We start from the raw sequence: 23,809 nt of genomic DNA, 5'->3' as shown, positions 1-23,809 counted from the left end.
GCGTGCGACGGGCGAAGTCTCCGGATCCTAGCCGTTCGGCCGCACCAGGATCTTCACATGCGCCTCCGGGTCGCCCAGGGCCGTGAAGGCTCCGGCCACGCCCTCCAGCCCGACCGTGCCGGTCACCAGGCCCGACACGTCGATGACTCCCTCCGCGAGCTGGCGCAGCGTCAGGCCGAACTCCTCGGGCGTGTAGCCGAACACGAAGGTGAGCTCGATCTCCTTGGTGATGGCCATGGACGGTTCGATCCTGTCGGTCTCCATGCAGACCCCGGCCACGACGATCTGGGCGCCCGCGGGCGCGGCCTCGATCAGCGCCTGCAGCACGCCGGGTGAGCCGACGCACTCGAAGACGACAGGCTGGGCGATCGCGTTCCCCATCATCCGCATCATGGCCTGGGCGGCGCGGGACTTGGGGACGCCGAGGGCTTCCCAACGCTCGTGCGGGTTCTCCACGCCCGGATCGATCACGATGTCGGCGCCCAGCCGTTCCGCGGCCGCGCGACGACGCGGGGAGAAGTCCGCGGCGATGACAGGGCCATGGCCTTGCGCCTTCAGCGCCCCGATCACCGCCAGACCCACGGGCCCGCAGCCGACGACCAGCGACACGGACCTGGGCTCCAGCTTCGCCTTGGCCACGGCGTGCGCGCCGACGGCGAAGGGTTCGGTCAGGGCCGCCTTGTCGGTGGGCAGGCCGTTCGGGACTTCCAAGATCAGGGCCTCGCTCAGGATCATCTGCTCGGCGAATCCGCCCGGCAGGCGATTGGAGAAGCCCAGGGCTTCCATCCCCGCGCCATGCATGGTCAGGGGAACGCTCACGACCCGTGTCCCAGCCTTCAGCGCCCGGGGCGAGCCAGGTCCGTGATCAAGGATCTCAGCGCAGAACTCATGGCCGAAGACGGTGTCGGCGGTGGGATCGAACCCGCTGTCCGGCGCGCCGGCCCGCCGCGACAGGTCGATCAGGTGCTCCATGTGGTGCAGGGCGTGCAGGTCGGACCCGCAGATCCCGCAGGCCAGGGTCTTCACCAGCACCTGGCCCTCCGCGGGCTTCAGGTCGGCGATCTCGTCGCAGACCAGGCGCTTGTCGCGTCGGATCACGGCCTTCATGCGTTACTCCCCAACTGGTCATTCTTGTTCTTGGCGGTTCTATCCCCTAACCCTCGCGCCTCGGAATCACTAGGAGCGGCGTCGTCATGACCCTCGCCTTTCTCTTCCCCGGACAGGGCAGCCAGGCCGTCGGCATGGGCCAGGACCTCGCCCAGGCCTTCGCGTCGGCGCGCGAGGTGTTCCAGGAGGTGGACGAGGCGCTGGAGCAGAAGCTGTCGGCGCTCATGCAGGATGGGCCTGAGGACCAGCTCACCCTGACGGAAAATGCCCAGCCGGCCCTGATGGCCGTGAGCGTGGCGGTGATGCGGACGCTGGAGAAGGAATTCGGCGTCGGGATCGAGAAGGCTGCCTTCGTGGCCGGCCACAGCCTCGGCGAATATTCCGCTCTGGCGTCGGCCGGCGCGATCAGCCTGTCCGACACGGCGCGCCTGCTCAAGCTGCGTGGCCAGGCCATGCAAAGGGCCGTACCGGTGGGGCAGGGCGCCATGGCGTCCCTGATCGGGCCCAAGACCGACCTGGCGCTGGCCGAGGAGGCCGCGAAGGCCGGGTCCGAGGTGGGCGTCTGCGTCGTGGCCAACGACAACAACAACGGCAACGTCGTCATCTCGGGCGACAAGGCCGCCGTGGACAAGGCCATCGAGAAGGCCAAGGAGCTCGGCGCGCGGGCGATTCCGCTGAACGTCTCGGCGCCCTTCCACTGCCCGCTGATGCAGCCTGCGGCCGACGAGATGGCCGAGGCGCTGGCCGGCGCGACCATCGTCAGCCCGCGCGCGCCGCTGGTGGCCAATGTCATCGCCGGGCCGACCAACGATCCGGAAGCGATCCGCCGGATGCTGGTGGAGCAGGTCACCGGCCGCGTCCGCTGGCGCGAAAGCATGATCTGGATGGCGGAAAGCGGCGGCGTCACCCGGTTCGCCGAGGCCGGCGCCGGCAAGGTATTGTCCGGCATGGCCAAGCGGATCGCCCCCGATGCGGAAGCCGTTCCCCTGAACGGCCCCGCCGACCTCGAAGCCTTCGCCAAGTTGCTCTGAGAGGCATGATGTTCGACCTGACCGGCAAGACCGCCCTCGTCACCGGCGCCACCGGCGGCATCGGCGCCGAGATCGCCAAGACCCTGCACGCCCAGGGCGCCCACGTGGTCTTGTCCGGGACCCGCGAGCCCGTGCTGCAGGCATTGGCGGCGTCGATGGGCGGCCGTGTGTCGACCGCGGCCGCGAACCTCGCCGATTCGGGGGCGGTCGACGGATTGGTCGAGGCCGCTGAGACCGCCGCGGGGAACCCGTTGGACATCCTGGTGGCCAACGCGGGCATCACCAGGGACGGCCTGCTCCTGCGGATGAAGGACGAGGACTGGGAAACGGTCCTGAAGGTCAATCTGGAGAGCTATTTCCGCCTGAGCCGGGCGGCGATGCGCGGGATGATGAAGCGCCGTTTCGGCCGCATCATCGGCATCACCTCCGTTGTGGGCGTGACCGGCAACGGGGGCCAGAGCAACTATGCGGCGTCGAAGGCCGGAATGATCGGCTTTTCCAAGGCCTTGGCCCAGGAAGTGGCCACCCGGGGAATTACCGTGAACTGCGTGGCCCCGGGCTTCATCGCGAGCCCGATGACCGACAGCCTGAACGAGCAGCAGAGGTCGCAGATCCTGTCGACGATTCCAGCCGCGCGGCTGGGCTCGGGGGGTGACGTGGCGGCGGCTTGCGCCTATCTGGCGTCTGACGAGGCCGGCTACGTCACCGGCCAGACCCTGCACGTGAATGGCGGCATGGCGATGATCTGACTATCGCCAAGCCAGGGGAACATGCTACCCGGCCCCCGAATTTGATCACCAAGGCGATGGTTGACTTCACCGTCCTCGTCGCCGATGCAAAGCACTGACTGAGCCTGAGGGACCTACTCAAATGTCCGACGTCCTCGAACGCGTCCGTAAGATCGTTATTGAACACCTGGACGCCGATCCAGAGAAGGTCACCGAGAAGGCCTCCTTCATCGACGACCTGGGCGCCGACAGCCTCGACAACGTCGAGCTGGTCATGGCGTTCGAAGAAGAGTTTGACATTGAAATCCCCGACGACGCGGCTGAGCACATTCAGACCGTCGGCGACGCCGTGAAGTTTATCGGCGAGCGGCTGGGCGGCTAAGGCCGTTTCTTCACGCACTGGATCAAGAGCCGCCGCGTCCCTGGGTCATTCGAGCCCGATGGCGCGGCGGTTTCGTTTCTGAGGTAGGGCCATGCGTCGAGTCGTCGTCACCGGCATCGGGCTTCTCACCCCGCTGGGGCAGGGAACCGAGCTGACCTGGAAGAAGATCCTGGAGGGCAAGTCCGGGGCGGGGAACATCACCGCCTTCGACGTGTCCGACTATGCCTGCAAGGTGGCCTGCGAGGTGCCGCGGGTGGATGGCCGGGGCGGCGGCGGGCCGGACATCCCGGGCTCGTTCGACCCCGACCTGACCATGTCGCCCAAGGACCGTCGGCGGGTCGACGATTTCATACTTTATGGCGTCGCGGCCGCGGACGAGGCGGTCAAGGATAGCGGCTGGCAGCCCGAAGACGACGAGGGCCGCGAGCGGACCGGCGTCATCATCGGCTCCGGCATCGGCGGCCTGGGCACCATCGCCGAGACGGCCATCGAGCTGCACGAGAAGGGCCCCCGTCGGGTCAGCCCGTTCTTCATCCCCTCGGCGCTGATCAACCTGGTCTCGGGCCAGGTCTCGATCCGCTACGGCTTCAAGGGCCCGAACCACGCGGTGGTCACCGCCTGCGCCACGGGCGCCCACGCCATCGGCGACGCCTGCCGGCTGATCAAGTACGGCGACGCCGATGTGATGGTCGCGGGCGGCGCGGAGGCCAGCGTGGTGCCGGTGGGCATCGCCGGCTTCATCGCCTGCCGCGCCATGTCGACCGGCTTCAACGACGAGCCCACCCGCGCCAGCCGCCCCTACGACAAGGACCGCGACGGCTTCGTCATGGGCGAGGGCGCCGGCATGCTGGTGCTGGAGGAGCTGGAGCACGCCAAGGCGCGCGGGGCCAAGATCTACGCCGAGGTGATCGGCTACGGCCTGGCCGGCGACGCCTACCACATCACGGCTCCCGCCGAGGACGGTTCCGGCGGCTTCCGGGCCATGCAGGCGGCCATCAAGGACGCCGGCATCGACCCCTCGGAGATCGACTACATCAACGCCCACGGCACCTCGACGCCGCTGGGCGACGAGATCGAGCTGGGCGCGGTCGAGCGGCTGCTGGGCGACGCGGCGGCCAAGGCCACCATGAGCTCCACCAAGTCGGCCACCGGCCACCTGCTGGGCGCGGCCGGGGCGATCGAGGCGGCGTTCAGCTGCCTGGCCATCCGCGACCAGATCGCGCCGCCGACGATCAACCTGGACAACCCCTCCGTCGAGACGAAGATCGACCTGGTGCCGCACAAGGCCAAGCCGATGAAGATCGACGTGGCGCTGTCGAACAGCTTCGGCTTCGGCGGCACCAACGCCTCGGTGATCTTCAAGAAATACGCGTGAGCCGCCGGCGCATCTCCAAGCGCGCGGCGGGCGGGGGCGCCCTGATCGCCCTGGGCCTGGCGATCCTGGTCGCCCTGGCCGGGGTCTGGAGCTACGTGGGCCCGGGGCCCAAGGCGCGGTCCGGCGAGACCACGGTGGTGGTGCTGGAGCGCGGCTCCGGCGTCGGCCAGATCGGCCACACGCTCAGGACCGCCGGCGTCATCTCCTCCGCCGGGTTCTTCGCCCTGGCGGCCCGAATGACCGGGGCCGCGGCCGACCTGAAGGCCGGCGAATACGAGATCCGCTCCGGCGCCTCGATGGCCCGGGTGCTGGCCGACATCCGCGCGGGCAAGGTGGTCCGCCGCGTGATCACCATCCCGGAGGGCTGGACCAGCGGCATGGCGCTGGACGCGGTCAACGCCTCGCCGGTGCTGACCGGGACCGCGGAGGAGCCGCCCGAGGGCTCGCTCCTGCCCGACACCTACGACATCCAGCGCGGAGAGCCGCGGGCGGCCGTGTTGCAGCGGATGCGCGACGCGCACGACAAGGTGCTGGCGCAGCTGTGGGCCTCGCGCCAGCCCGGCCTGCCGCTCAACTCGCCGCAGGAGGCCGTGACCCTGGCCTCCATCGTCGAGAAGGAGACCGGCGTCCCGGCCGAGCGGCCGCGGGTGGCGGCGATCTTCATCAACCGCCTCCGGGCCGGAATGCTGCTGCAGAGCGACCCGACGATCATCTACGGCCTCACCAAGGGCCGGCCGCTGGGTCGCGGCATCCGCGCCTCGGAACTGGCGGCGGACAGTCCGTGGAACTCGTACAAGGTCGCCGGTCTGCCGCCGGGGCCGATCGCCAACCCAGGCCGCGACGCCCTGGCCGCCGTGCTCGATCCGCCGAAGACCGACGAGCTCTATTTCGTCGCCGACGGCTCGGGCGGCCACGCCTTCGCCTCGACCTACGACGAGCACGCCAGGAACGTCGAACGCTGGCGCGCCATCGAGCGCCAGCGCGCGACCGGGGGGCAGTAGCGATGCGCCTCGTCGCCGTGGCGCGTCAGCGCCGATTGAATCGTCCACGAACCACACGAACCACACGAACGCGGGCCGTGGGCGCGACTGTTGCCCTCTTCGCTTCCTGTTTGTGTGGTTCGTGTGGTTCGTGGACGAATATGACAGCGCCTGCGGCGCGGGGACGAAGCTGATGCCGATTTCGGGGATGACCGGGTTCGGGCGGGCCGAGGGAGCGCTGGGCGGCTGGACCTGGGCGGTCGAGGCCCGGAGCGTGAACGGGCGGAACCTGGAGGTGCGCTTCAAGGGGCCGCCGGGGTTCGAGGGCCTGGAGCGGGCGGCCCGGGAGGGCGCGCAGAGCCGCTTCCAGCGCGGCAACATCACGGTGGGCGTGACCGCCAAGCGTAGCGAGGGCGCCGTCCAGGTCCGGGTGAACGTCGCCCAGCTCGAGCGCTATCTCACGCTGGGCGCGCCGCTGATGAAGGACGGGCGGGTCAAGGCGCCGCGGCTGGACGGCCTGCTGGCGCTGCGCGGGGTGGTCGAGGCCGACGACTCCGGCCTGGAGCCGGAAGCCCAGGCCGAGCTGGAGGCCGCCATCTCGGGCTCGATCGGCGCGGCGCTGAACGGCCTGGCCGTGGCGCGGCTGGAGGAGGGCGCGGCGCTCTCGGGCGTGCTGGCGGGCCAGGTGGACCGGATCGGCGAACTGACCGGCCAGGCGGGCGCGGTCGCGGCGGGCCAGCCCCAGGCGATCAAGGCCCGCTTCGAGGCGCGGCTGAAGGAACTGGCGGGCGAGGCGGCCACCGAGGAGCGCATCGTCCAGGAGGCCGCGGCCATGGCGGTGAAGGCCGACGTGCGCGAGGAACTGGACCGGCTGTCCGGCCACGTGGACGCTGCGCGGACGCTCTTGGCGAGCGACAGCGCCGTTGGACGACGGCTGGACTTCCTGACCCAGGAATTCATGCGCGAGGCCAACACCCTGTGCTCGAAGTCGCAGCTCTCGGCCTTGACGACGGTGGGCCTGGACCTCAAGGCCACCATCGAGCAGTTCCGCGAACAGGTTCAGAATGTCGAATAGGGCGCCGCAGGCGTGGTTATCTTGATGGCGCCTCGCGCGGGGAGTGCGGACCTTGACGGCTGACGATCATTCGAAGCCCTGGGAGACGACGCGGCGGGGGCTGCTGCTGCTGGTGTCGAGCCCGGCCGGGGCGGGGAAGACCTCGCTGACGCGCAGCCTGGTGGCCGACCACTCGGACCTGACGCTGTCGATCTCGGCCACCACCCGCGAGCCGCGTCCCGGCGAGGCGGAGGGGCGCGAGTACTTCTTCAAGTCGCGCGCCGAGTTCGAGGCCATGATCGCCGCCGGCGAGTTCCTGGAATGGGCGACGGTCAACGGCAACTACTACGGCACCCCCAAGCAGCCGGTGATGGCGGCGCTGGAGGCCGGTCACGACGTGCTGTTCGACATCGACTGGCAGGGCGCCGCCCAGATCGCCGAGAAGGCCCCGGAGGACAGCGTACGCCTGTTCATCCTGCCCCCGGCCTGGGACGACCTGGAGCGGCGCCTGCGCGCCCGGGCCCAGGACACCGAGGAGACGATCAAGGCGCGGCTGGAGCTGGGCCGGGAGGAGATCCTCCACTGGACGAACTACGACTACGTGATCGTGAACAAGAACTTCGACCGCGCCTATGCGGACCTGGGCCACATCTATCGCGCCGAGCGGATGAAGCCGGGGCGGAACTCATGGCTGCCGGGGTTCGTGGAGGACCTGCTTAGGGATGCGGCCGGTGAGGCCGCCGAGCCGCCGAAGACGCCGTTGCTGCGGCCAGTGCAGAAATAGCGCTGCGGCGGTTTGGGCGCGTCAGCGCCGATTCGATTGTCCACGAACCACACGAACCACACGAACGCGGGCTATCGGCGGGCGTGGCGCCGGCGTGGATTCCCGTTTGTGTGGTTCGTGTGGTTCGTGGACGAATATGACAGCGCCTGCGGCGCGCGGTGGAGCGAGGAGATGTCGATGAGCCAGCCGAGCTTGCCCTGGACGGGCGGATGCCGGTGCGGACAGGTGCGGTTCAAGGTGACCGCCGGGCCGCTGATCACCATGGCCTGCCACTGCACCGGCTGTCAGAAGATGACCGCCAGCGCGTTCTCGCTGAGCGCCCTGTTCCCGGCCGAGGCGTTCGAGGTGACGGCCGGCGAGCCGGTGATCGGCGGGCTGCACGGCGCCGAGGCCCAGCACTTCTTCTGTCCGTACTGCATGAGCTGGATGTTCACCCGGCCGTCCCAGCCGCCGGGGTTCGTGAACGTGCGCTCGACCATGTTCGACGGGGTGGAAGGCCTGGAGCCGTTCGTCGAGACCTATGTGAGCGAGAAGCTGCCGTGGGCGACCACGCCGGCGGTGCGGAGCTTTGCGGAGTTCCCGCCCGCGGAAGCGTGGGGGGAGCTGAGCGGGGCCTATGCGAGGCGGGAGGGATAGGGGCGATTCTGACTCATCTCGGAAGTTGGGAAGGTCCGCACTAGGCGTGGATGTCACTCCCTCACGGTCCGTCCGACGGTGAGCAGCCGGCCGATCATGACGGGAAGCCTCTTGGGATGCCTCGCTGCACCACGCGCCGGAGTCCTCGGGGGGACAGCCTCTAAGTCTGTGGCGCCAAGGGCTTGGGGCGGTGCTCGGCCAGGAGCGAAACGAGGTCTCGGCCGACGATCGGCTTGCCGAGTATTGCATCGAAATGTCCGCGCCAGGTCGGCGGCATGCCGCCGCCGATGTCCGCCGTGAAGGCGACGATGGGGGGCGTCACCTTGCGCCCCGCCCTAGAGCGGATGAGCTGAGCCGCCGTCGGGCCGTCGATGTTCGGCATCCGCACGTCCATGAGGATGACGTCGAACACGCCGGAGCGCGCGGCGGCGACCGCCTCGGCGCCACCTTCCGCTTCCGTCACCAGGACGCCGAGCGGCTCGACCATGTGGCGCACCAGTTCCCGGTTCGCCGCCTCGTCGTCGACCACCAGCACACGCAGACCCCGCAAGGCGTCGGGATGGGGAAGCGAGTGCTCCAGATCCTCCCGTTGCAGGACCTCAAGGGTGGTGGGCTCGCACGGGACCTGGACCCAGAAACAGCTTCCCTCGCCGGCGATGCTCAGCACGCCCACCTCGCCGCCCATGGCCTGCGCAAGGCCCCTGCAGATGGCCAGGCCCAGGCCGGTTCCGCCGTAGATGCGGCTTGTCGAGGCGTCCATCTGCGAGAAGCGCTGGAAAAGCTGGGCCTGGCTGTCCGCGGGAATGCCGGGGCCGGTGTCGATCACCTCGTAGCGCAGCAGGTGGGCCGTTCGGTCATAGAGGCAACGCACCGACACGCTGCCCTCAGCGGTGAACTTCACCGCGTTGCCGATCAGGTTGGCCAGGATCTGGCGAAGGCGCGTGTCGTCCGCGACCACAAGGGCGGGCACGTCCGCCGCTTCAAGGCTGCGCGCCAACCCCTTGCGATCCATCTGCGGCTCGAACATTTCCAGCGCGGCCCGCCCGATGGCGAGCGGGTCGACCACGCGCCGCTCGATCACCACTTCGCCGGCCTCCAGCTTGGAGAAGTCGAGGACATCGTTGACCGTCATCAGCAGGGCGGCGCTCGCGTCCTGAAGTCGGATCAGGTACTTTCGCTGGGTCTCATCCAGGGAGCCCTTCTTCGCCAGGAGTTCGGCGTAGCCGATGATGGCCGTCAGCGGGTTCCTGAGCTCGTGGCTCATATTGGAGAGGAACGCGCTCTTTACAGCCGTGGCGACCTGCGCCTCGTCGCGGGCAAGCTGGAGTTCCGCGTTGATGGTGCGAAGGCTCTCCTCGACCTGCTTGAGCGGCGTCACATCCGTCACCATCGCGTAGAAGCCGCGGACGCGGGCGTGATCATCCAGGTCCGGGATGTATTGCGCCCAGCTGTGCGCGACTTCGCCCGACGGCTTGGTAAGTGTGCGTTCGAAGGCTTGGCGACGCCCCTGCAGCGCGCCGCGGATGTAGGGCTCGTTCTTCAGGAAGAGGGCCTCGCCCATCAGATCCTGTATCGACAGCCCGATCATGTCTTCTGCCGTGCGACCGAACCACTCCAAGTAGCTGTCATTCGCGAACGTGCATTTCAGGTCACTGTCCCAGTGGGCGATCATCGCCGGCACATGGCTGATCACCGTGCGGAGCTCTCGCATGGCGTCTTCGCGGGCCTCGATCGCCTCGGCCAACTGGGCCTGCTGCTGCTTCTCCCGAGTGATGTCGCGCCAGTTTGCGACGATGCCGCCCTCGGTGAGGGGAAATATGCGGGTGTCTGTCCAGCGGCCCGTACTGGGGCTGAGGACTTCAAGATGCGCGGGCTTGCGGCTCCGCATCACCTCCTCGAGCAGATGGGCGAGCTCGGTCCCCCTCGCTGCAGGGAAGCAATCCCAGACCGAGCGTCCGAGAACCTCTTTCCGATCCCGCCCGAAGAATTGCTCGGCCTGGTTGTTGAAGAGTGTGAACCGCCAATCGGTATCGAGCGCGTAGATCGCATCGCCGATCTCATCGAGTATCGGGCTGGTGATCACAGTTTCGGACCTTCAGACGACCCCTCAATTGTTGATAGGTACGCTGAGCCGACGAACTATCAATTGATGGCGCGCAAATCTCGAATAGGGGGCTTCAGCGGCGACGGCGACCACATGGCCGAAGTTGCTGGGTGAACAGCTAAACTCTCCCGCCGGAGCGGCGCCGCTTCGGCAGGCTGGGGTCGGACTTCGGAAAATGGTCTTTGGCCCCACCGTACTTCGCCAGCCTCTTCCGCTTCCTCTAGGAAGGCGTGGGCGCGCGGGAGTCGATGACGGCTCCGACGTTGCAGCGGTGGTCCGGCGCTATCGGAAGAGGGCGAACAGGAGCGTCAGCAGCAGCAACAGGACTGTGGCGAGGGCGAAGGCCAGGACGATCCAGGCGGCCACGAGGACGATCCGCAGCCAGAGGGGGCGGCCTTCGATCGCTCGGGGCAGGAACAGTTCGGCGCCGAGACCGGCGACCAGCTCGAAGAGGGTCGGGAGCCAGCTCATCGCGGCGGGGCGGGTCGGAAAGGGGCGGGGACGGCCGCGGTCACAGGCAGCCCTCCTCACGATAGGCGCCGCGGGCGCGCAGGATCTTGCCGGCATGGTCGGCGCGCCAGGAGACCCGCGCGGCGATGTTGCAGATCAACGAGGCCTGGCGACGGACCATTTCCCGTTCGGCCTGGCCCTCGTGGAAGCCCTGCCGCGAGAGCTCGGCGATCAACTGGGCCTCGCTCGCGCCAGGCGGGAAGCGGGCCTGGACGCGGGCGTCGAACACCTGGCTCGCCGCGGGGGACGCGCCGGGCAGGTCGCGGGTCAGCGGCGACGGCGGCCGAATGAAGCCGACGTGGAGCAGCCAGGGCGTCACGGCGAGCGCGATCAGGACGGCCAGGCCGAGGGCGAGGGCGCCGTTGCGGCGGACGGGCCTGTGGGGCGGCGGGAGCGTGGTCACGCGCTGAGGTTGCGGGCATGACGGGTAAGGGCGGGTGAACAGGTTGGGTTAAGGGCGGGAGCAGGCGGCCTTTATGTTCCACATTTGTTCTTGACATTTCCTCGGGAATTTGAGATGGTTCAGGCAGCGTTGATGACTGCGCCCGCGGGTCGGGTGGGGGTCTCCGCGAACTTTCCGGACGATCATTTCGAGGGGTGTGCGATGGCGGAGGCGGGCGCGGGAGCGGCTGTGTGCGCGGGTGAGGGGCGCCGGCCCTATGAGCGGCGGGTCTATGCGCAGAAGGTGGCGGCGGTGGAGGCGGTGTGCCGGCGGATCGAGGCGGGGGTGACCCTGGCCGAGGCGTGCCGCTGCCCCACGGCGCCGCCGTGGTCGACGATGCAGTGGTGGCTGGGCCGGTATCCGGAGCTGCGGGCCATGGTGGATGCGGCTCAGGCGGTGGCGGCCAACGTCTTCCCGCCACGGCGGGCGTACCACCGCTGGAACCCGAAGGTGGCGGCCGAGGTGCTGAGCCGGGTCGAGGACGGCCGGGGGCTGGACGAGGTGTGCGCAGCGCCCGACATGCCGGCCTATTCGACGGTGATGCGCTGGATCAAGGAGCGACCGGACTATTTCGACGCCTACATGCTGGCGCGGGACGCGCAGGCGGACCGGCTGTTCGACCTGGCCTGGCGGCTGGCGCTGGAGGCGACGGAGGCGACCACGAAGACGGCGCGGCTGAAGATCCAGACCCTGAAGTGGCGGTGCGCGAAGCTGGCGCCGCGGCGCTATGGGACGATCAAGGCGCAGGCGCCGGAGGACGAGGCGGACGCGGCGCCTGAGCCGGTCACGCGCTTCGAGGTGCGCCACTTCGCGGTGACGCCGGACAACGAGGTGGTGGAGACCACGCGCGCGGTGCGCGGCATGTCCCCGGCGGAGAACACGGCGTTCCGGCAGGCGATCCGCGAGGGGCGGATCACCCTGGACGAGCTGGAGGCGCTGAACGCGGCGGGCGAGCCGGTGAACGGGCCGCGCCGGCGGCCGGGCTGAGGCCGCCGCGCCCTTCAGCTATTGTTTCCGGTCCGGTACGATCGGCGTATGTCCGCCGCCGCAGAACCCCTGGCCGAGTTCAGCTTCGAGGCCGAGGTCGTCCACTGGCGCGGCCCCTCGCCGTACTTCTTCGCACCCTTGCCGGCGCAGGTGGCGGCGGAGGTGCGGCGGCTGGCCAGGGCGGCGAGCTATGGGTGGGGGGTGATCCCGGTCGACGCGCGGATCGGCGAGGTGGACTTCACGACCTCGCTGTTCCCCAGGCAGGAGACCTACTATCTGCCGCTGAAGGACGTGGTGCGGCGTAAGGCGAACGTCACGGCGGGGGATGTCGTCTCGGCGGAGATGACGGTGCGGCTTGGGCGGCGATAGGTACGCTCAGGGCCGGCTCAGGCGGTCCGGGCGATGGCGGCCGTTCCGGCCAGCCGCCGGTTGATGTCGTGGGCGGCGGCCATGGCGCGGTTGAAGGACGCGGCGCAGTCGAAGCGGCCCTCGGCGCGCCAGGCGCGGCAGCGGGCGAGCGCCGCCTCGCGGCCCTGCTCGGCGCTGGCCGCCACGGGGACCGGGCCGCCGCGCATCGCCGCGCCCAGGCTGGCGAAGGTGTCGGGCGGCAGGGGCGAGGCGCACAGGGCCTGCTCGCTGGACTGGAACCGTCCGGCGAGGGTGACGCCCAGCATGTAGGTGTCCAGCGGCCCGACGCGCATCCCGCCGTCCGCGGCGATGTGGATCAATGGGAAGTAAGGCGCGAGGTCCGGCAGGAAATGGTTGGGCAGGAACCGCAGGTTCCAGTAGCGCGTCGCGATGCGGACGAAATGGAGGTGGTCGGCGATCGGCTTGAAGTCAGCCTCGGCGAAGGGGCGGATCTCCACCGGCGGCTTGGTGACCACGACGGCGTCGTTGGAGACATCGACGTAGAGGGCGCCGACGATCAGCGCGTTCTGGAAATACTCGCCCCTGAGGTCGCCCCAGGCGCGCCGCAGGTCGCCGCCGGCGGCGCGGAAGTCGCGCAGGGCCGCGAAGGCCCGGGCGGCGGGGCCGGAAAGCCCGGCGGGATCGAGGCCTTCCAGCCGCGCCTGGACCGCCTGGGTGATCTCCAGGCACTGGCCGATCGGATAGGGTTCCGAGCCGCGAGCCGGCTTCGCCTGCCGCAGGACGGGATCGAGTTCGGCGCGCAGCTGTAGGAACAGGGCGTGCAGCGCCGGAAGGACCGGCGTCAGGAACCTGTCGGTCAGGGACTGCTGGCGCGAGTCATGCACCTGCGGCCGCCATGCCAGGGCATGGCGGACATACTCCGGCATGGAGCCGGCCAGCGCGAGGCGGTCGGCGGAGATGTCGAGGTTCCTGGCGATCGCGCCGAGCACGGCGCGGTCCGGATGGTCCGGGGGCAGTTCGAGGTCGGGGACGCGGAACATCGGCGGGTTGTAGCGGCTCGACGGGGAAGGCGCACCGTCGGCGCGCGAACCGTCAGCGCATCAGGCTGAGGAACATCGGGACCAGGTAGACGGCGATCAGCAGGCCGAGGGCTATGACGACCAGGCGGCCGATGAGCTTCTTGCGGCGGTCGGGGTCGGGAGGTGTGGCGGACATGGCGGGCTTCTAGCACCGTTTCAGGTGGGGGGAATGTCGGAAGCCAGGTCTTCCGGGGCGCGCGGCTTGCTGGACCAGGCGGCGCCGGCCGCGGCGGCCATGACGGCGCAGACGCCGGCGAGCTGGGCCGGGGCCAGGCGCTCGTGCAGCAGGAACAGGCCGGCCAGGGCGCCGAAGGCCGGCTCCAGGCTGGTGAGTACGGCGAAGGTGCGGGCCGGCATCCGCGGCAGGGCGTACATCTCGAGGCTGAACGGGATCGCCGTGGAGACCAGGGCGACCAGCAGGGCCAGCGGGATGAGGCCGGGCTGGAGCAGGGCCGGCAGGCCCGCGTGGTGGACGCCCACCGGCACGACCACGACCGTGGCGATGCCGACGGCCAGCGCCGGCGTGGCGCCCTTGAAGGCCCGGCTGGCCGCTTGGCCCCAGACGATGTAGGCGGCCCAGGAGGCGGCCGCCGCGAGTGCGAAGCCGACCCCCACGAGGTCGAGCCGTCCGGGCCCGTCCGACATCAGGTCGCGTCCGACGAGGCCCCAGACCCCGGCGGCGGCCAGGGCCGTCCAGACCAGGTCGGAGGCGCGGCGCGAGCCGGCGATGGCGACCCCCAGGGGCCCGAGGAACTGCAGGGCGATGGCGACGCCCTGCGGCAGGCGGCCGATCGCCAGGTAGAAGAACAGGATGGCGCCGGCGGTGGCGAGGCCCAGGCCGAGCATCGGCAGCAGCGGCGCGGGCCTGGGCCAGTTGCGCCAGGGGCGGAGGACGGCGAACAGCATGGCCGCGCCCAGGATCAGGCGAAGGGCCGACGCGCCCTGCGGCCCCACGGCGGGGAACAGGCCCTTGGCGAGCGAGGCGCCGACCTGGAAGGCGCAGGTGGCCCCGACGACCGCCGCGAACGGCAGTGCGGCGACGAGCGCATTCCTGCGGGTTCGAGCTGCGTCCACCCCATCCTCCGACTCAAGGCCGCCAGGATGAGGAGCCTGAGGGATCGGCGATAGGGCCAGTTCTCAGCCGCGCTCGCAGGCCAATCCGTCGCGGTCGCGGTCCTGGTCGACGGTGTAGGCCGCGGCGCCGACCGGGATATCGAACACGCCGGCCGCGTGGGCGTCGGCGCAGTCGGGGTAGGGGCGCACCGGCAGGTCGTCGTACAGGGCGTGGGCCAGGCTGGGGCGGACCAGCGGGTACATGCGGTCGAGGCCCACGCCGAGGCCGAGCATGGTCACGGCGAGGCAGGCGACCAGCACCCAGTCGACCGGGGTGAGGACGACCCGAAGCCGGCGCGGGTCTTCGCCATGCCGCCGCCAGGCCCGGTAGAGCCGGCGCTGCATCCGGGCGGCGCGCTCCAGGCTTTCGCGGCCCTCGAGGGCGGGTATGGGGAAGGTCGGCGTGGTCACACCGGCAACATCGCCGGCGATGGGAAAGGCGTGGTGAAGGTCTTAGGTTAAACGCCCTGGTGCGACGTCGCACCGCATCGGCAGGTTGCGTCCGCCCGGCGCGCCCCGAGCGTAGTTCAGCGCCCCGTCGGGCGTTGCGGGCCGCCTTCGAGCTGCTACACGGTCGCGACGCGGCCGCAGGGGGTGAGTTTCATGTTCGAGATCCTTCAGCAGCATCGGACCCAGGGCGGGACGCTGACCTACGGTCGTCACCACAGCGCCGCCACGGGCGGGCCGATGAAGCTTTCGGTGTTCGTCCCGCCGGGCGAGGGGCCGCATCCCGTGCTCTATTGGCTGTCCGGCCTGACCTGCACCGAGGACAATTTCACCACCAAGGCCGGCGCCTATGCCGCCGCCGCCCGGCATGGCGTGATCATCGTCGCGCCGGACACCAGCCCACGAGGCGAGGGCGTGGCCGACGACCCGGCCTACGACCTGGGTCAGGGCGCGGGCTTCTATGTGGACGCCACGCAGCCGCCGTGGGCGCCGCACTTCCGGATGGAGACCTATGTCACGGAGGACCTGATCGCGGCGGTGGAAGGCGCCTTCCCGGCGGCAGTCGGCCGGCGCGGGATCTTCGGCCACTCCATGGGCGGCCATGGGGCGCTCACGCTGGCGCTGCGCTACCCCGACCTCTATCGCTCGGTCTCGGCCTTCGCGCCGATCGTCTCGCCGACGCGGTGCGACTGGGGGAGAAAGGCGTTCGCGGCCTATCTGGGCGGGGACGAGGCCGCGTGGGCGGAGCACGACGCGTCGCGGCTGGTCGAGGCCGGCGCCGCCAAGGGGCGGTTCGACGACATCCTGATCGACCAGGGCGGGGCGGACAGCTTCCTGGAGGGCCAGCTCAAGCCCGAGCTGTTCGCGGCGGCCTGCGCGGCCGCGGGGCAGAAGCTCACGCTGCGGATGCAGGACGGGTACGACCACTCGTACTTCTTCATCGCCAGTTTCGTGGCCGAGCACGTGGCGTGGCATGCGGAGCGGTTGCGAGGGTAGCCCGGCCGCTCGCTCCCCAGCGGTCAGGCTGCGACGCGGATCAGCATCTTGCCGGCGTTGCGGCCTTCGAACAGGCCGATGAGGCCCTCGGGCGCGCGCTCGAAGCCGTCGAGGATGGTCTCCTGGTACCTGATCCGCCCGGCCTTGAGCCAGCCGGTCACGTCGGCCTCGAACCGCTCGCGCAGGTGGCCGAAGTCGCTGGCCACGAAGCCCTCCATGCGGACCCGGCTGTAGATGATGGCGGAGAGGTTGCGCACGCCCTCGCGGTCGCCGTTGTAGGTGGAGATCATCCCGCAGACGGGGATCCGGCCGCGGACGTTCATGCGGGGCAGGGCCGCGTCCAGGTGGGCGCCGCCGACGTTCTCGAAATAGACGTCGATCCCCTTGGGCGTCGCGGCCTTGAGGGCCGGCGCCAGCGGGCCGGACTTGTAGTTGATCACCGCGTCCAGGCCGGCGACGTCGCGGAGCCAGGCGACCTTGTCGTCGGAGCCGGTCGTGCCGACCACGTAGCAGCCCTTGATCTTGGCGATCTGGGCCGCGACCGAGCCCACCGCGCCGCCGGCGGTGGAGACGAAGACCTGCTCCCCGTCCTTCAGCGCCCCGACTTCGAGCAGGCCGCCGTAGGCCGTCAGGCCCGTGCCGCCCAGGGCGTGCATGTAGACGCTGAGCGGCAGGTCGGGGTCGGGCTTGAGCGGGGTCAAACCACGGCCGTCCGAGACGAAGCGCTCGCGCATGCCGGACATGTGGCGCACCAGGTCGCCTTCGCGGAAGCCGTCGTGGCGCGACTGGACCACGCGGGCGATACCGCCGCCCAGCAGGGCGGTGTCCAGGGGCTGGTCGGCGTCCAGCCGCGGCCGCATGTAGGGGTCCACCGACATCAGCAGGGTCTGGAGCTGGACCTCGCCTGAGGCCGCGTCGGGGATGTCGACCGGGACCACGGCGAAGTCCGCCGCGACGGGGACGCCCTGGGGCCGGCGGACGAGGTGAACCTGGCGGCTCTCGGTCATGGCGGGGTGTTCCTAACGGGGCGGGTTGAGCGGCGCGCGCGGACCGGAGGGCGCGTGCTGGGGCAGGGCCGGAAGGGCGCCGATCAGGCCATCGGGCCGCGCCTTGGCGAGCATGCGCTGGTAGGCGGGACGCGCCTCGACCTTGGCCTTCCAGGCGGCGACCTTGGGAAACTGGCCGGCGTCCACGAGGTTGAGGCTGGTCGCCACGTTGAGCGGGAACAGCATCATGATGTCGGCGGTGGAGAAGTCGGCGCCGCCGAACCAGGGATGGGCGGCCAGATGGTCCTCGGCGAACTGGACGGTGGCCTCGGAGTCGACCAGGGGCGAGCGCGTCTTCGGCGGCTGCGCCCGCCAGGCGCGGTAGTCGGAGAACAGGCGCGCGGCCAGGCTGCCCTCGGCGTAGTGCATGAAGATCAGGTGGTTCGGGAAGTCGCGGCTGGACTCGGCCGGGCGCAACCGGTCGGGGGCGTGCCGCGTGACGATCAGGTCCATGATCGCGCCGGATTCCACCAGGATCTGGTCGCCGTACTTCACGGTGGGGGCCATGGGCACGACCGGGTTGATCGCGCGGATCGCGGCCATCGAGCCCATGAGGTCGCCGCGCTTGAACTCCAGCCTGTAGGGGAACCCGAGCTCCTCCATCAGCCAGACGATCCGCTCCGAGCGGCGGCCTTCCAGGTGGTAGATGGTGACGTCCGGCAGCGGGGTCCCGCCCTTCCGGCTGTTGGGGCGGGGCGCGGCCTGGGCCGTGGCGCCGAACGCCAGCCCGGCGAGCACCGCCATCGAGCCTCGGCGGCCAACCTTCATCGTCATGATCTCGCTCCCCTGTCGCGCCTCGGGTCGGGCGCTTGTTAAGTCACGCTAGCGTTACATCTTGCGATCCGCAAGGGCCCGCGCCTTGAGCGCCTCGGCCGCCGCCAGGATGGACACGGTGATGGTCTCGATGACATCGTCGTCGTCCTGGCCGTTGCGGACCGCCAGGGCGCCGGCGGTCCCGGCGACCAGGAAGGCGGCGAGGTGCTGGGCGGGCCGCTCGGCGATGCCGAACACCCGCTGCAGGCCCTGGGCCCAGGCGGCGGCGTCGGCCTGGCGGCGCGCGGCGGCCTTGGCGGCCAGGGGCCCTTTGTCGCTGGTCAGGCGCAGGAACAGCTCGCCGCTCTCGTCCATGCGGCGGAACCAGTGGCGCAGGCCATAGCGCACCCAGTCCTCAAAGCTGGCGTCGCGGGAGATCTCGTGTTCCACGCGGCTTTCGTGGCGCTCGACCTCCCGGTCGAAGAGCGCGGCCAGCAGGTCGTCGCGGCCGCAGAAGTAGCGGTAGCCGAGGGCCTTGTTGACCCCGCTGCGCGCAGCCACGCCGTCCATGGTGACGGCGGAGACGCCTTGCTCGATGACGATCGCGGCGGCCGCGTCCAGGAACCGGTCCCGCCGCTCGTGACCCTTGAGCCGCATCTGCTTCATGTCCGGCGCCGAGGGAGGCTAATCCTCGTCTCCTGTCTCGTCGCCGACGGCGGCCTCGACCAGCCCGCGCCAGGTGGGGTCGGTGTCGTCGACGAGATCGACGTCCTCGAGCAGGGCCACGGCGCCCTCGCCGTCGGGCAGGATGAGGCCGAGGACCTCCATGGTCTCGCCCTCTTCGCTGTCGTGGGCCTCGGCCTGGACGGCGACGGCGGCCTGTTCGCCGTCGTCGGCCCACCAGATCACCGGCTGGGGCAGGTCCATGTCGATGGGCTTGCCGTTGCGGGTGTCGCTGAGCGCGAAGATGGCCTTGCGGGCCTGGACGTCGTCGAGGTTGGCGACGCGGCCGGTGAAGGGGATCAGGCGCTGCCAGTCGTCGGTGTCGAAGCCGGCGTCGATGGGGTCGTCGCTCATTTGGATTCCCACCACCAGGGACTGCGCTTGCGGTCGCCGGTGACCACCTCGTTCAGGGTGAGGGGATCGTACATGCGGCCGCCCACCATGACACGGCTGACCTTTTCGGAATTCCGGATGTCGGCCGTGGGATCGGCGTCGAGGACCACGAGGTCGGCCAGCTTGCCCGGTTCCAGGCTGCCGATGTCGGCGTCCATGCCCAGGGACCTGGCGGGCACGATGGTGCCGGCCTGAAGGGCCTCGATCGGAGTCATGCCGCCACGGACGAACGACCACAGCTCCCAGTGCGGGCCGATGCCGGCCTGCTGGCCGTGGGCGCCGATGGAGACCAGGACGCCGCGCCTGGCCAGCTTGTGGGCTTCGCGGGCGCTGTCGTCGTCGACGTAGTTGTCATCGGGCGCGATGGCGCGGCGCGCGTTGTCGGCCGCGAGCTGGGCCGGGGGGATATGGGCCTTGAGGACCGGCTGGTTGAAGACGTCGGTGTGGGCGCGCCAGTAGGGGTCGCCGGCGAGGCCGCCGAAGGTGACCACCAGGGTCGGGGTGTAGTTGGTCTTGGACTGGCTGAAGAAGCTGAGCACGTCCTCGTACAGCGTGAGCTGGGGGATGTTGTGCTCCAGCGTCGAGTTGCCGTCGGCGATGATGTTGATGTCCTGGCCGAACAGGGCGCCGCCCTCGGCCACCACCTGCATGCCTTCGGCGCGGGCGGCCTGGATGAGCTGCTGGCGCTGGTCACGCCGGGGCTGGTTGTAGTTCTTGATGCTGTAGGCGCCCTGGGCCTTCAGCCGGCGCACGTGGGCCAGCGCGTCGTCGTAGCTGTCGATCTGGGCGTAGTTCCGGGCGGCCTTGGCGCCGTAGACCACCTCGCCGGTGGAGAAGATGTGGGGGCCCACGATCTTGCCGGTGCGCTGCAGCTCGGCGGCGGCGAAGATCTCGGCGGCGCGGCTGGACGGATCGTGGATCGTGGTCGTGCCCAGCGCCAGGTTGACCATCAGCGACCAGTTCTGCTGCGGCACAAGCTCGTCAACGCCCTGCGGTCCGTGGGCGTGGGCGTCGACAAGGCCGGGGATGATGGTCTTGCCGGCGACGTCGACGACCCTGGCGCCGGCGGGGACCTGGACCTCGCCCTTGCGGCCGACCGCGACGATGCGGGCGCCGTCGATGACGATGACGCCGTCGTCGATCACCCCGCCATCGGCCTTGGCCATGGTGACGATGCGGGCGCCGGTGAGCGCGACCACGCCGGTCGGGCGGTCGGCGGCCACCTCCATGGAGAGCGGGACCCCGGTCCTGGGAGGCTCGAACTTCGGGGCGCCCTCGGCGGCCGGGGCGTCACGGAACAGGGCGTCGGTCCTGGCGGTGTAGACCGTGGGCCCCATGGACCAGTGCAGCTCCGCGCCGCCGTTGGACCAGTGGATCCAGTCCGCCCCGCCGGAGGAGGCGCGGGTGACCGGCATGGGCCCGCCCTTGAGGTCCACCGGCACGTCCTGGCCGCCCGGCATCAGGGGCATGACCAGGGCCTCGTAGTTCTGGCGGAAGGCGAAGAGCTGGCCGGTGGGCGAGACGGCGAAGTCGGTGACCAGCTCGCCCTCGGCGTGGACGCGCCTGGCCTCGCCGCTGAGGTCGGTGGAGATCAGCTGCTGCTTGCCGCCCTCGGAGGCGGTCATGAAGACCCGGTCGTTGGAGGCGCCGAACTGGGGCGCGGCGGTGTCCTTGGCGATGCGCACGGCCACGCCGCCGGCGGTGGGCACGCGGTAGACGCCGGGGTTCTCGGACCAGTTGCGGGAGGTCAGGAACCCACCCTGGCCCTTCTCGAACACGAGGGTCCGGCCGTCGGGGGAGAAGGCGGGCCGGGCGTAGTGGCCAGGGTCCTTGGTGACGTCGCGGGCGGTCCCGCCGCCGGCCGCCACCGTGCGGATGCGGCCCAGGCCCGCGTCGGTCCAGGCGACGAAGGCGATGGTCCTGCCGTCGCGCGACCAGGCGGGGAAGAGTTCGAAACTGGCCTCGTCGCCCTTGGTCAGGCGCTTCGGCTCGCCGCCGGCCATGGGCTTCAGATAGAGCTTGCCCAGGCTCTCGAAGACCACCTGGCGGCCGTCCGGCGAGACGGCGGCGAAGCGGGTCATCTTGGTCGTGAACCGGTCAGGCGAGACCTGGACCTTGGGGTGCGGGCCGTCGATCAGGTTACGGGTGTCGGAGACGCGGAAGGGGATGACGGCGGCATTGGCGCCGTCGGCGTCGACGCGGCGCAGCTTGCCGCCGGCCCAGAACACGACGGTCTTGTTGTCGGGCGTCCAGTCCATGTTGGGATAGAGGCCCTGGACGGCCCAGGTTTCCTGAACGTCCTGGTCGAGGGCGTCGTAGACCTTGCGCTCCACGCCGGAGACCAGGTCCTTCACATAGAGCTTGGAGCGGGTGTTCTCGCGGCGGACGAAGGCGATCTTGCGGCCATCGGGCGAGGGGGTCGGACGGACCGAGCCGCCGGGGCCCGAGGCGACGGTGGTCACCTCGCCGGTGTCGATCTCGTAGCGCTCGATGTTGAAGAGGTCGGTGTTGGAGTCCTGGGCGTATTCGAAGATCGGCCCGGGCGTGATGTTGCGGGTGTAGAGGATCGACTTGCCGTCGGGAGCGTAGGTGGGCTCGCCCAGTTCCTTCTGATGGCGCTCGTTCGGCTTCTTGACCAGGGGCACGCCCGCGCCGCCCGACACGTGGTAGAGCCAGACCTCGCCGGTCCCCAGCGAGCGGCCGGTGGTGAAGTGCTTCTTGGCGGCGATGAAGCGGCCGTCCGGGCTCCAGGTCGGCTGGTTGAGGAGGCGGAAGTCCTCCTTGGTCACCTGGCGCTTGTCCGATCCGTCGGCGTTCATGATCCAGATATTGTCGCCGCCGCCCCGGTCCGAGGTGAAGGCGATGCGCCGGCCGTCGGGCGAGAAGCGCGGCTGGACGTCCCAGGCCAGACCCTCGGCGATGCGCGTCGGCGCGCCGCCGGCGATCGGCATGACGTAGATGTCGCCCAGCAGGTCGAAGGCGATCGTCCTGCCGTCGGGGCTGACGTCGACGTTCATCCAGGTGCCCTCGTCCACATCGATCGGGACCCGGCGGATGGCGGCGCCGGGGGGATCGTTGACGTCCCACTTGGCGGGCTTGGCCGGGGCGGCGGTGGGCGCGGGGCCGGCGGTCGGCGCGGGGGCGGCGGTCTTCGATTCGGGCTTGAGCGCCTGATCCTCGGGCGCTTGCGTCCTGGCCACGGGCGGCTGGGGCGAAGGCGGCGTCTGGGCGAGTGCGGGGGCGACGGCCACGGACGCGAGAAGGATGGCGGCGAGCTTCAGGTTCATGACGGCCCCTATGTTGCGGCCATGACTAGCAAGCCGGAGGCGAAGCGCAACGTCCGCGCGGCGGGCGGCGTTTCTGCGCGACATGCGCGCCGGACGCGCTAGGCTCGGGGGCGGATTCCAGGAGCGAGATTATGGCCGACACCAAGGACGATGCTCCAGAAGGCGAGACCCCGATGCAGAAGGCGTTGCGCCTGAAGAAGGCGGCCCAGGCCAAGGGCGGGCCGCCCGGCGGCCGGCTGGAGCACGAAAGCGCGGCGGCGGCGCGCTCGCAGTCGAAATCCAAGCCCTGGATGAAGAAGTAGGCGGAAATCCCCCCTGTTTAGCTTAAGGTTGGCGGGCGCGGTCCCACGACCGCAAGGGTCGCGTTAGCCGCGGCCCGGATCGGTCAAAGTTGCTCACCAGCCCGCCAGGACTCGAAAACGACCAGACGCTGGCGCAGGCGATCGTGAACACCATTCACGAGCCGCTGCTGGTCCTGGATGCGCGGTTCAACGTGGTGGGGGCCAGCCGCTCGTTCTACGAGACGTTCAAGGTCGATCCCGCGCAGACGCAGGGGCGGCTGCTCTACAGCCTGGGCGACGGGCAGTGGGACATCCCGGCGCTTCGGCTGCTGCTGGAAACCATCATCCCGGAACACACGGCGATGGACGGCTTCGAGGTCATCCACGACTTCCCGACGATCGGCCCCCGGACCATGCTGCTGAACGCGCGCAAGGTGCTGTACGAGACCAGCTCGGACATCGCGATCCTGCTGGCCTTCACCGACGTCACCGACCGCCGGGCGCTGGAGCAGGCCCGCGATGTCCGATACGAACGAGCCGAGGAACTGCTGAGGCAAAAGCAGATCCTGCTCCAGGAGATGGAGCACCGGGTCGCCAACAGCCTGCAGATCATCGCCAGCATCCTGATGCTCAAGGCCCGGCTGGTGACGTCCGAAGAAACCCGCCGGCACCTGCGCGACGCGCATCAAAGGGTGATGTCGGTGGCCAGCGTCCAGTCGCACCTGCACGCGTCGGACGGCGTCGAGCAGATCGAAGTGGGCTCCTACCTCGTGAAGCTGTGCGACAGCCTGGCCGCCTCGATGATCGGAGAGAGCCAGCCCATCGTGCTGCAGGTGATGGCCGACGAGGGGATGGCGGGCTCCGCCCAGGCGGTCAGCATGGGCCTGATCGTCACCGAGCTGGTGATCAACGCCCTCAAGTACGCCTTCCCCGTCGACAAGGCGGGTTCGCTGGTGATGGTCACCTACGAAAGCAAGGGCGAGGACTGGAAGCTCATCGTCTCCGACAACGGGGTCGGCAAGGACCTGAGCGCGGCCTCGGAAATCGTCGGCGGGCTGGGGACGGTGATCGTCCAGGCGCTGGTGAAGCAGCTGGGCGCCAAGATGGAGGTGGTCAGTTCGCCGGCCGGGCTCAGCGTGGCCATCACCCGCGCCAGCTTCGCCTCCAACATGCCACAGGCGGCTTGAGGCCGACGGCGACGC

General features: G+C 70.0%; 26 protein-coding genes. 13 read left to right on the top strand and 13 right to left on the bottom strand.

All coding sequences use genetic code 11. The features are described from left to right. Positions 1–27: 27 nt before the first annotated feature. Positions 28–1,107 carry a zinc-binding dehydrogenase gene (locus EPO51_RS03255; RefSeq protein ID WP_293345939.1) on the bottom strand — a complete coding sequence of 360 codons (1,080 nt, stop codon included), beginning with the start codon at positions 1,105–1,107 and terminating at the stop codon, positions 28–30. Positions 1,108–1,193: 86 nt separating this feature from the next. Here EPO51_RS03255 and fabD point away from each other — a divergent pair, with 86 nt between their 5' ends. The 8 genes from fabD (at position 1,194) to EPO51_RS03215 (ending at position 8,077) form a co-directional block, all read left to right on the top strand. Beyond that, complete coding sequence (fabD, locus tag EPO51_RS03250) at positions 1,194–2,138, top strand: ACP S-malonyltransferase (RefSeq protein WP_293345937.1); 945 nt, start codon at positions 1,194–1,196, stop codon at positions 2,136–2,138. A gap of 8 nt (positions 2,139–2,146) precedes the next feature. Next, positions 2,147–2,887: a 3-oxoacyl-[acyl-carrier-protein] reductase gene (gene fabG / locus EPO51_RS03245; protein WP_293345935.1), complete on the top strand. Its 741-nt coding sequence runs from the start codon at positions 2,147–2,149 to the stop codon at positions 2,885–2,887. A gap of 121 nt (positions 2,888–3,008) precedes the next feature. After that, positions 3,009–3,248 carry an acyl carrier protein gene (locus EPO51_RS03240; protein WP_293345933.1) on the top strand — a complete coding sequence of 80 codons (240 nt, stop codon included), beginning with the start codon at positions 3,009–3,011 and terminating at the stop codon, positions 3,246–3,248. A 91-nt stretch (positions 3,249–3,339) separates the two neighbouring features. Next, on the top strand, positions 3,340–4,623 hold the full coding sequence (fabF, locus tag EPO51_RS03235; RefSeq protein ID WP_293345931.1) for a beta-ketoacyl-ACP synthase II: 1,284 nt from the start codon (positions 3,340–3,342) through the stop codon (positions 4,621–4,623). Continuing rightward, a complete protein-coding gene (gene mltG, locus EPO51_RS03230) occupies positions 4,620–5,624 on the top strand; it encodes an endolytic transglycosylase MltG (RefSeq protein WP_293345929.1) in 1,005 nt (334 codons plus the stop codon). The genes fabF and mltG overlap by 4 nt, the downstream gene beginning before the upstream one ends. A gap of 172 nt (positions 5,625–5,796) precedes the next feature. Further along, a complete protein-coding gene (locus EPO51_RS03225) occupies positions 5,797–6,678 on the top strand; it encodes a YicC/YloC family endoribonuclease (protein WP_293345927.1) in 882 nt (293 codons plus the stop codon). A 52-nt stretch (positions 6,679–6,730) separates the two neighbouring features. Then, positions 6,731–7,441, top strand: a complete 711-nt coding sequence (gene gmk / locus EPO51_RS03220; protein ID WP_293345925.1) for a guanylate kinase — start codon at positions 6,731–6,733, stop codon at positions 7,439–7,441. 177 nt (positions 7,442–7,618) lie between these two features. Beyond that, positions 7,619–8,077 carry a GFA family protein gene (locus EPO51_RS03215; protein ID WP_293345923.1) on the top strand — a complete coding sequence of 153 codons (459 nt, stop codon included), beginning with the start codon at positions 7,619–7,621 and terminating at the stop codon, positions 8,075–8,077. Positions 8,078–8,237: 160 nt separating this feature from the next. Here the strand turns inward: EPO51_RS03215 and EPO51_RS03210 are convergent, their stop codons facing one another. From EPO51_RS03210 to EPO51_RS03200, 3 genes are all read right to left on the bottom strand, one after another. Further along, positions 8,238–10,160, bottom strand: coding sequence for a PAS domain-containing hybrid sensor histidine kinase/response regulator (locus tag EPO51_RS03210; RefSeq protein ID WP_293345921.1), 1,923 nt, complete (start codon positions 10,158–10,160; stop codon positions 8,238–8,240). A gap of 303 nt (positions 10,161–10,463) precedes the next feature. Further along, entirely contained in the window at positions 10,464–10,652 is a 189-nt protein-coding gene (locus EPO51_RS03205; protein WP_293345919.1) for a hypothetical protein, read from the bottom strand. A 40-nt stretch (positions 10,653–10,692) separates the two neighbouring features. Continuing rightward, entirely contained in the window at positions 10,693–11,094 is a 402-nt protein-coding gene (locus tag EPO51_RS03200; protein ID WP_293345917.1) for a hypothetical protein, read from the bottom strand. Positions 11,095–11,226: 132 nt separating this feature from the next. On the opposite strand from EPO51_RS03200, the gene EPO51_RS03195 reads away from it, so the two are divergent. Next, positions 11,227–12,120 carry a terminase small subunit-like protein gene (locus tag EPO51_RS03195; protein WP_293345915.1) on the top strand — a complete coding sequence of 298 codons (894 nt, stop codon included), beginning with the start codon at positions 11,227–11,229 and terminating at the stop codon, positions 12,118–12,120. Positions 12,121–12,168: 48 nt separating this feature from the next. Beyond that, positions 12,169–12,489: a DUF1905 domain-containing protein gene (locus EPO51_RS03190; RefSeq protein WP_293345913.1), complete on the top strand. Its 321-nt coding sequence runs from the start codon at positions 12,169–12,171 to the stop codon at positions 12,487–12,489. 17 nt (positions 12,490–12,506) lie between these two features. Here EPO51_RS03190 and EPO51_RS03185 read toward each other — a convergent pair whose 3' ends face one another. The 4 genes from EPO51_RS03185 to EPO51_RS03170 form a co-directional block, all read right to left on the bottom strand. Next, entirely contained in the window at positions 12,507–13,529 is a 1,023-nt protein-coding gene (locus EPO51_RS03185; protein ID WP_293345911.1) for a hypothetical protein, read from the bottom strand. Positions 13,530–13,581: 52 nt separating this feature from the next. Next, positions 13,582–13,704 (bottom strand): hypothetical protein, encoded by a 123-nt coding sequence (locus EPO51_RS03180; RefSeq protein ID WP_293345909.1) that lies wholly within the window; start codon positions 13,702–13,704, stop codon positions 13,582–13,584. Between the two features lie 20 nt (positions 13,705–13,724). Continuing rightward, positions 13,725–14,642, bottom strand: coding sequence for an EamA family transporter (locus tag EPO51_RS03175; protein ID WP_293345907.1), 918 nt, complete (start codon positions 14,640–14,642; stop codon positions 13,725–13,727). 63 nt (positions 14,643–14,705) lie between these two features. Beyond that, positions 14,706–15,092 (bottom strand): excalibur calcium-binding domain-containing protein, encoded by a 387-nt coding sequence (locus EPO51_RS03170; RefSeq protein WP_293345905.1) that lies wholly within the window; start codon positions 15,090–15,092, stop codon positions 14,706–14,708. Positions 15,093–15,284: 192 nt separating this feature from the next. Between EPO51_RS03170 and fghA the strand changes: the two genes are divergently transcribed. Beyond that, entirely contained in the window at positions 15,285–16,124 is an 840-nt protein-coding gene (fghA, locus tag EPO51_RS03165) for an S-formylglutathione hydrolase (protein WP_293345903.1), read from the top strand. A 23-nt stretch (positions 16,125–16,147) separates the two neighbouring features. On the opposite strand, the gene EPO51_RS03160 is transcribed toward fghA, so the two are convergent. The 5 genes from EPO51_RS03160 to EPO51_RS03140 are packed head-to-tail and all read right to left on the bottom strand — an operon-like array spanning position 16,148 to position 22,326. Then, positions 16,148–17,131 carry an NADP-dependent oxidoreductase gene (locus EPO51_RS03160; protein WP_293345901.1) on the bottom strand — a complete coding sequence of 328 codons (984 nt, stop codon included), beginning with the start codon at positions 17,129–17,131 and terminating at the stop codon, positions 16,148–16,150. A 12-nt stretch (positions 17,132–17,143) separates the two neighbouring features. Beyond that, positions 17,144–17,944, bottom strand: coding sequence for a glutathione S-transferase family protein (locus tag EPO51_RS03155; protein WP_293345899.1), 801 nt, complete (start codon positions 17,942–17,944; stop codon positions 17,144–17,146). Between the two features lie 54 nt (positions 17,945–17,998). Further along, positions 17,999–18,589 (bottom strand): TetR/AcrR family transcriptional regulator, encoded by a 591-nt coding sequence (locus EPO51_RS03150; RefSeq protein WP_293345898.1) that lies wholly within the window; start codon positions 18,587–18,589, stop codon positions 17,999–18,001. Positions 18,590–18,607: 18 nt separating this feature from the next. Further along, the gene (locus tag EPO51_RS03145) at positions 18,608–19,000 is read right to left on the bottom strand and encodes a hypothetical protein (RefSeq protein WP_293345896.1); all 393 of its coding nucleotides are present in this window, start codon (positions 18,998–19,000) and stop codon (positions 18,608–18,610) included. Next, entirely contained in the window at positions 18,997–22,326 is a 3,330-nt protein-coding gene (locus EPO51_RS03140; RefSeq protein ID WP_293345894.1) for an amidohydrolase family protein, read from the bottom strand. The genes EPO51_RS03145 and EPO51_RS03140 overlap by 4 nt, the downstream gene beginning before the upstream one ends. 131 nt (positions 22,327–22,457) lie before the next feature. On the opposite strand from EPO51_RS03140, the gene EPO51_RS03135 reads away from it, so the two are divergent. Then, on the top strand, positions 22,458–22,628 hold the full coding sequence (locus EPO51_RS03135; protein ID WP_293345892.1) for a hypothetical protein: 171 nt from the start codon (positions 22,458–22,460) through the stop codon (positions 22,626–22,628). A 143-nt stretch (positions 22,629–22,771) separates the two neighbouring features. Continuing rightward, positions 22,772–23,794 carry a sensor histidine kinase gene (locus EPO51_RS03130; RefSeq protein ID WP_293345890.1) on the top strand — a complete coding sequence of 341 codons (1,023 nt, stop codon included), beginning with the start codon at positions 22,772–22,774 and terminating at the stop codon, positions 23,792–23,794. Positions 23,795–23,809 lie beyond the last annotated feature (15 nt).

It is taken from the genome of Phenylobacterium sp. (genome assembly GCF_004297125.1).
Taxonomy (GTDB): Bacteria; Pseudomonadota; Alphaproteobacteria; order Caulobacterales; family Caulobacteraceae; genus Phenylobacterium.
Note: the sequence above shows the minus strand (reverse complement) of the source record. Positions and strands in the feature narration are given on the sequence as shown.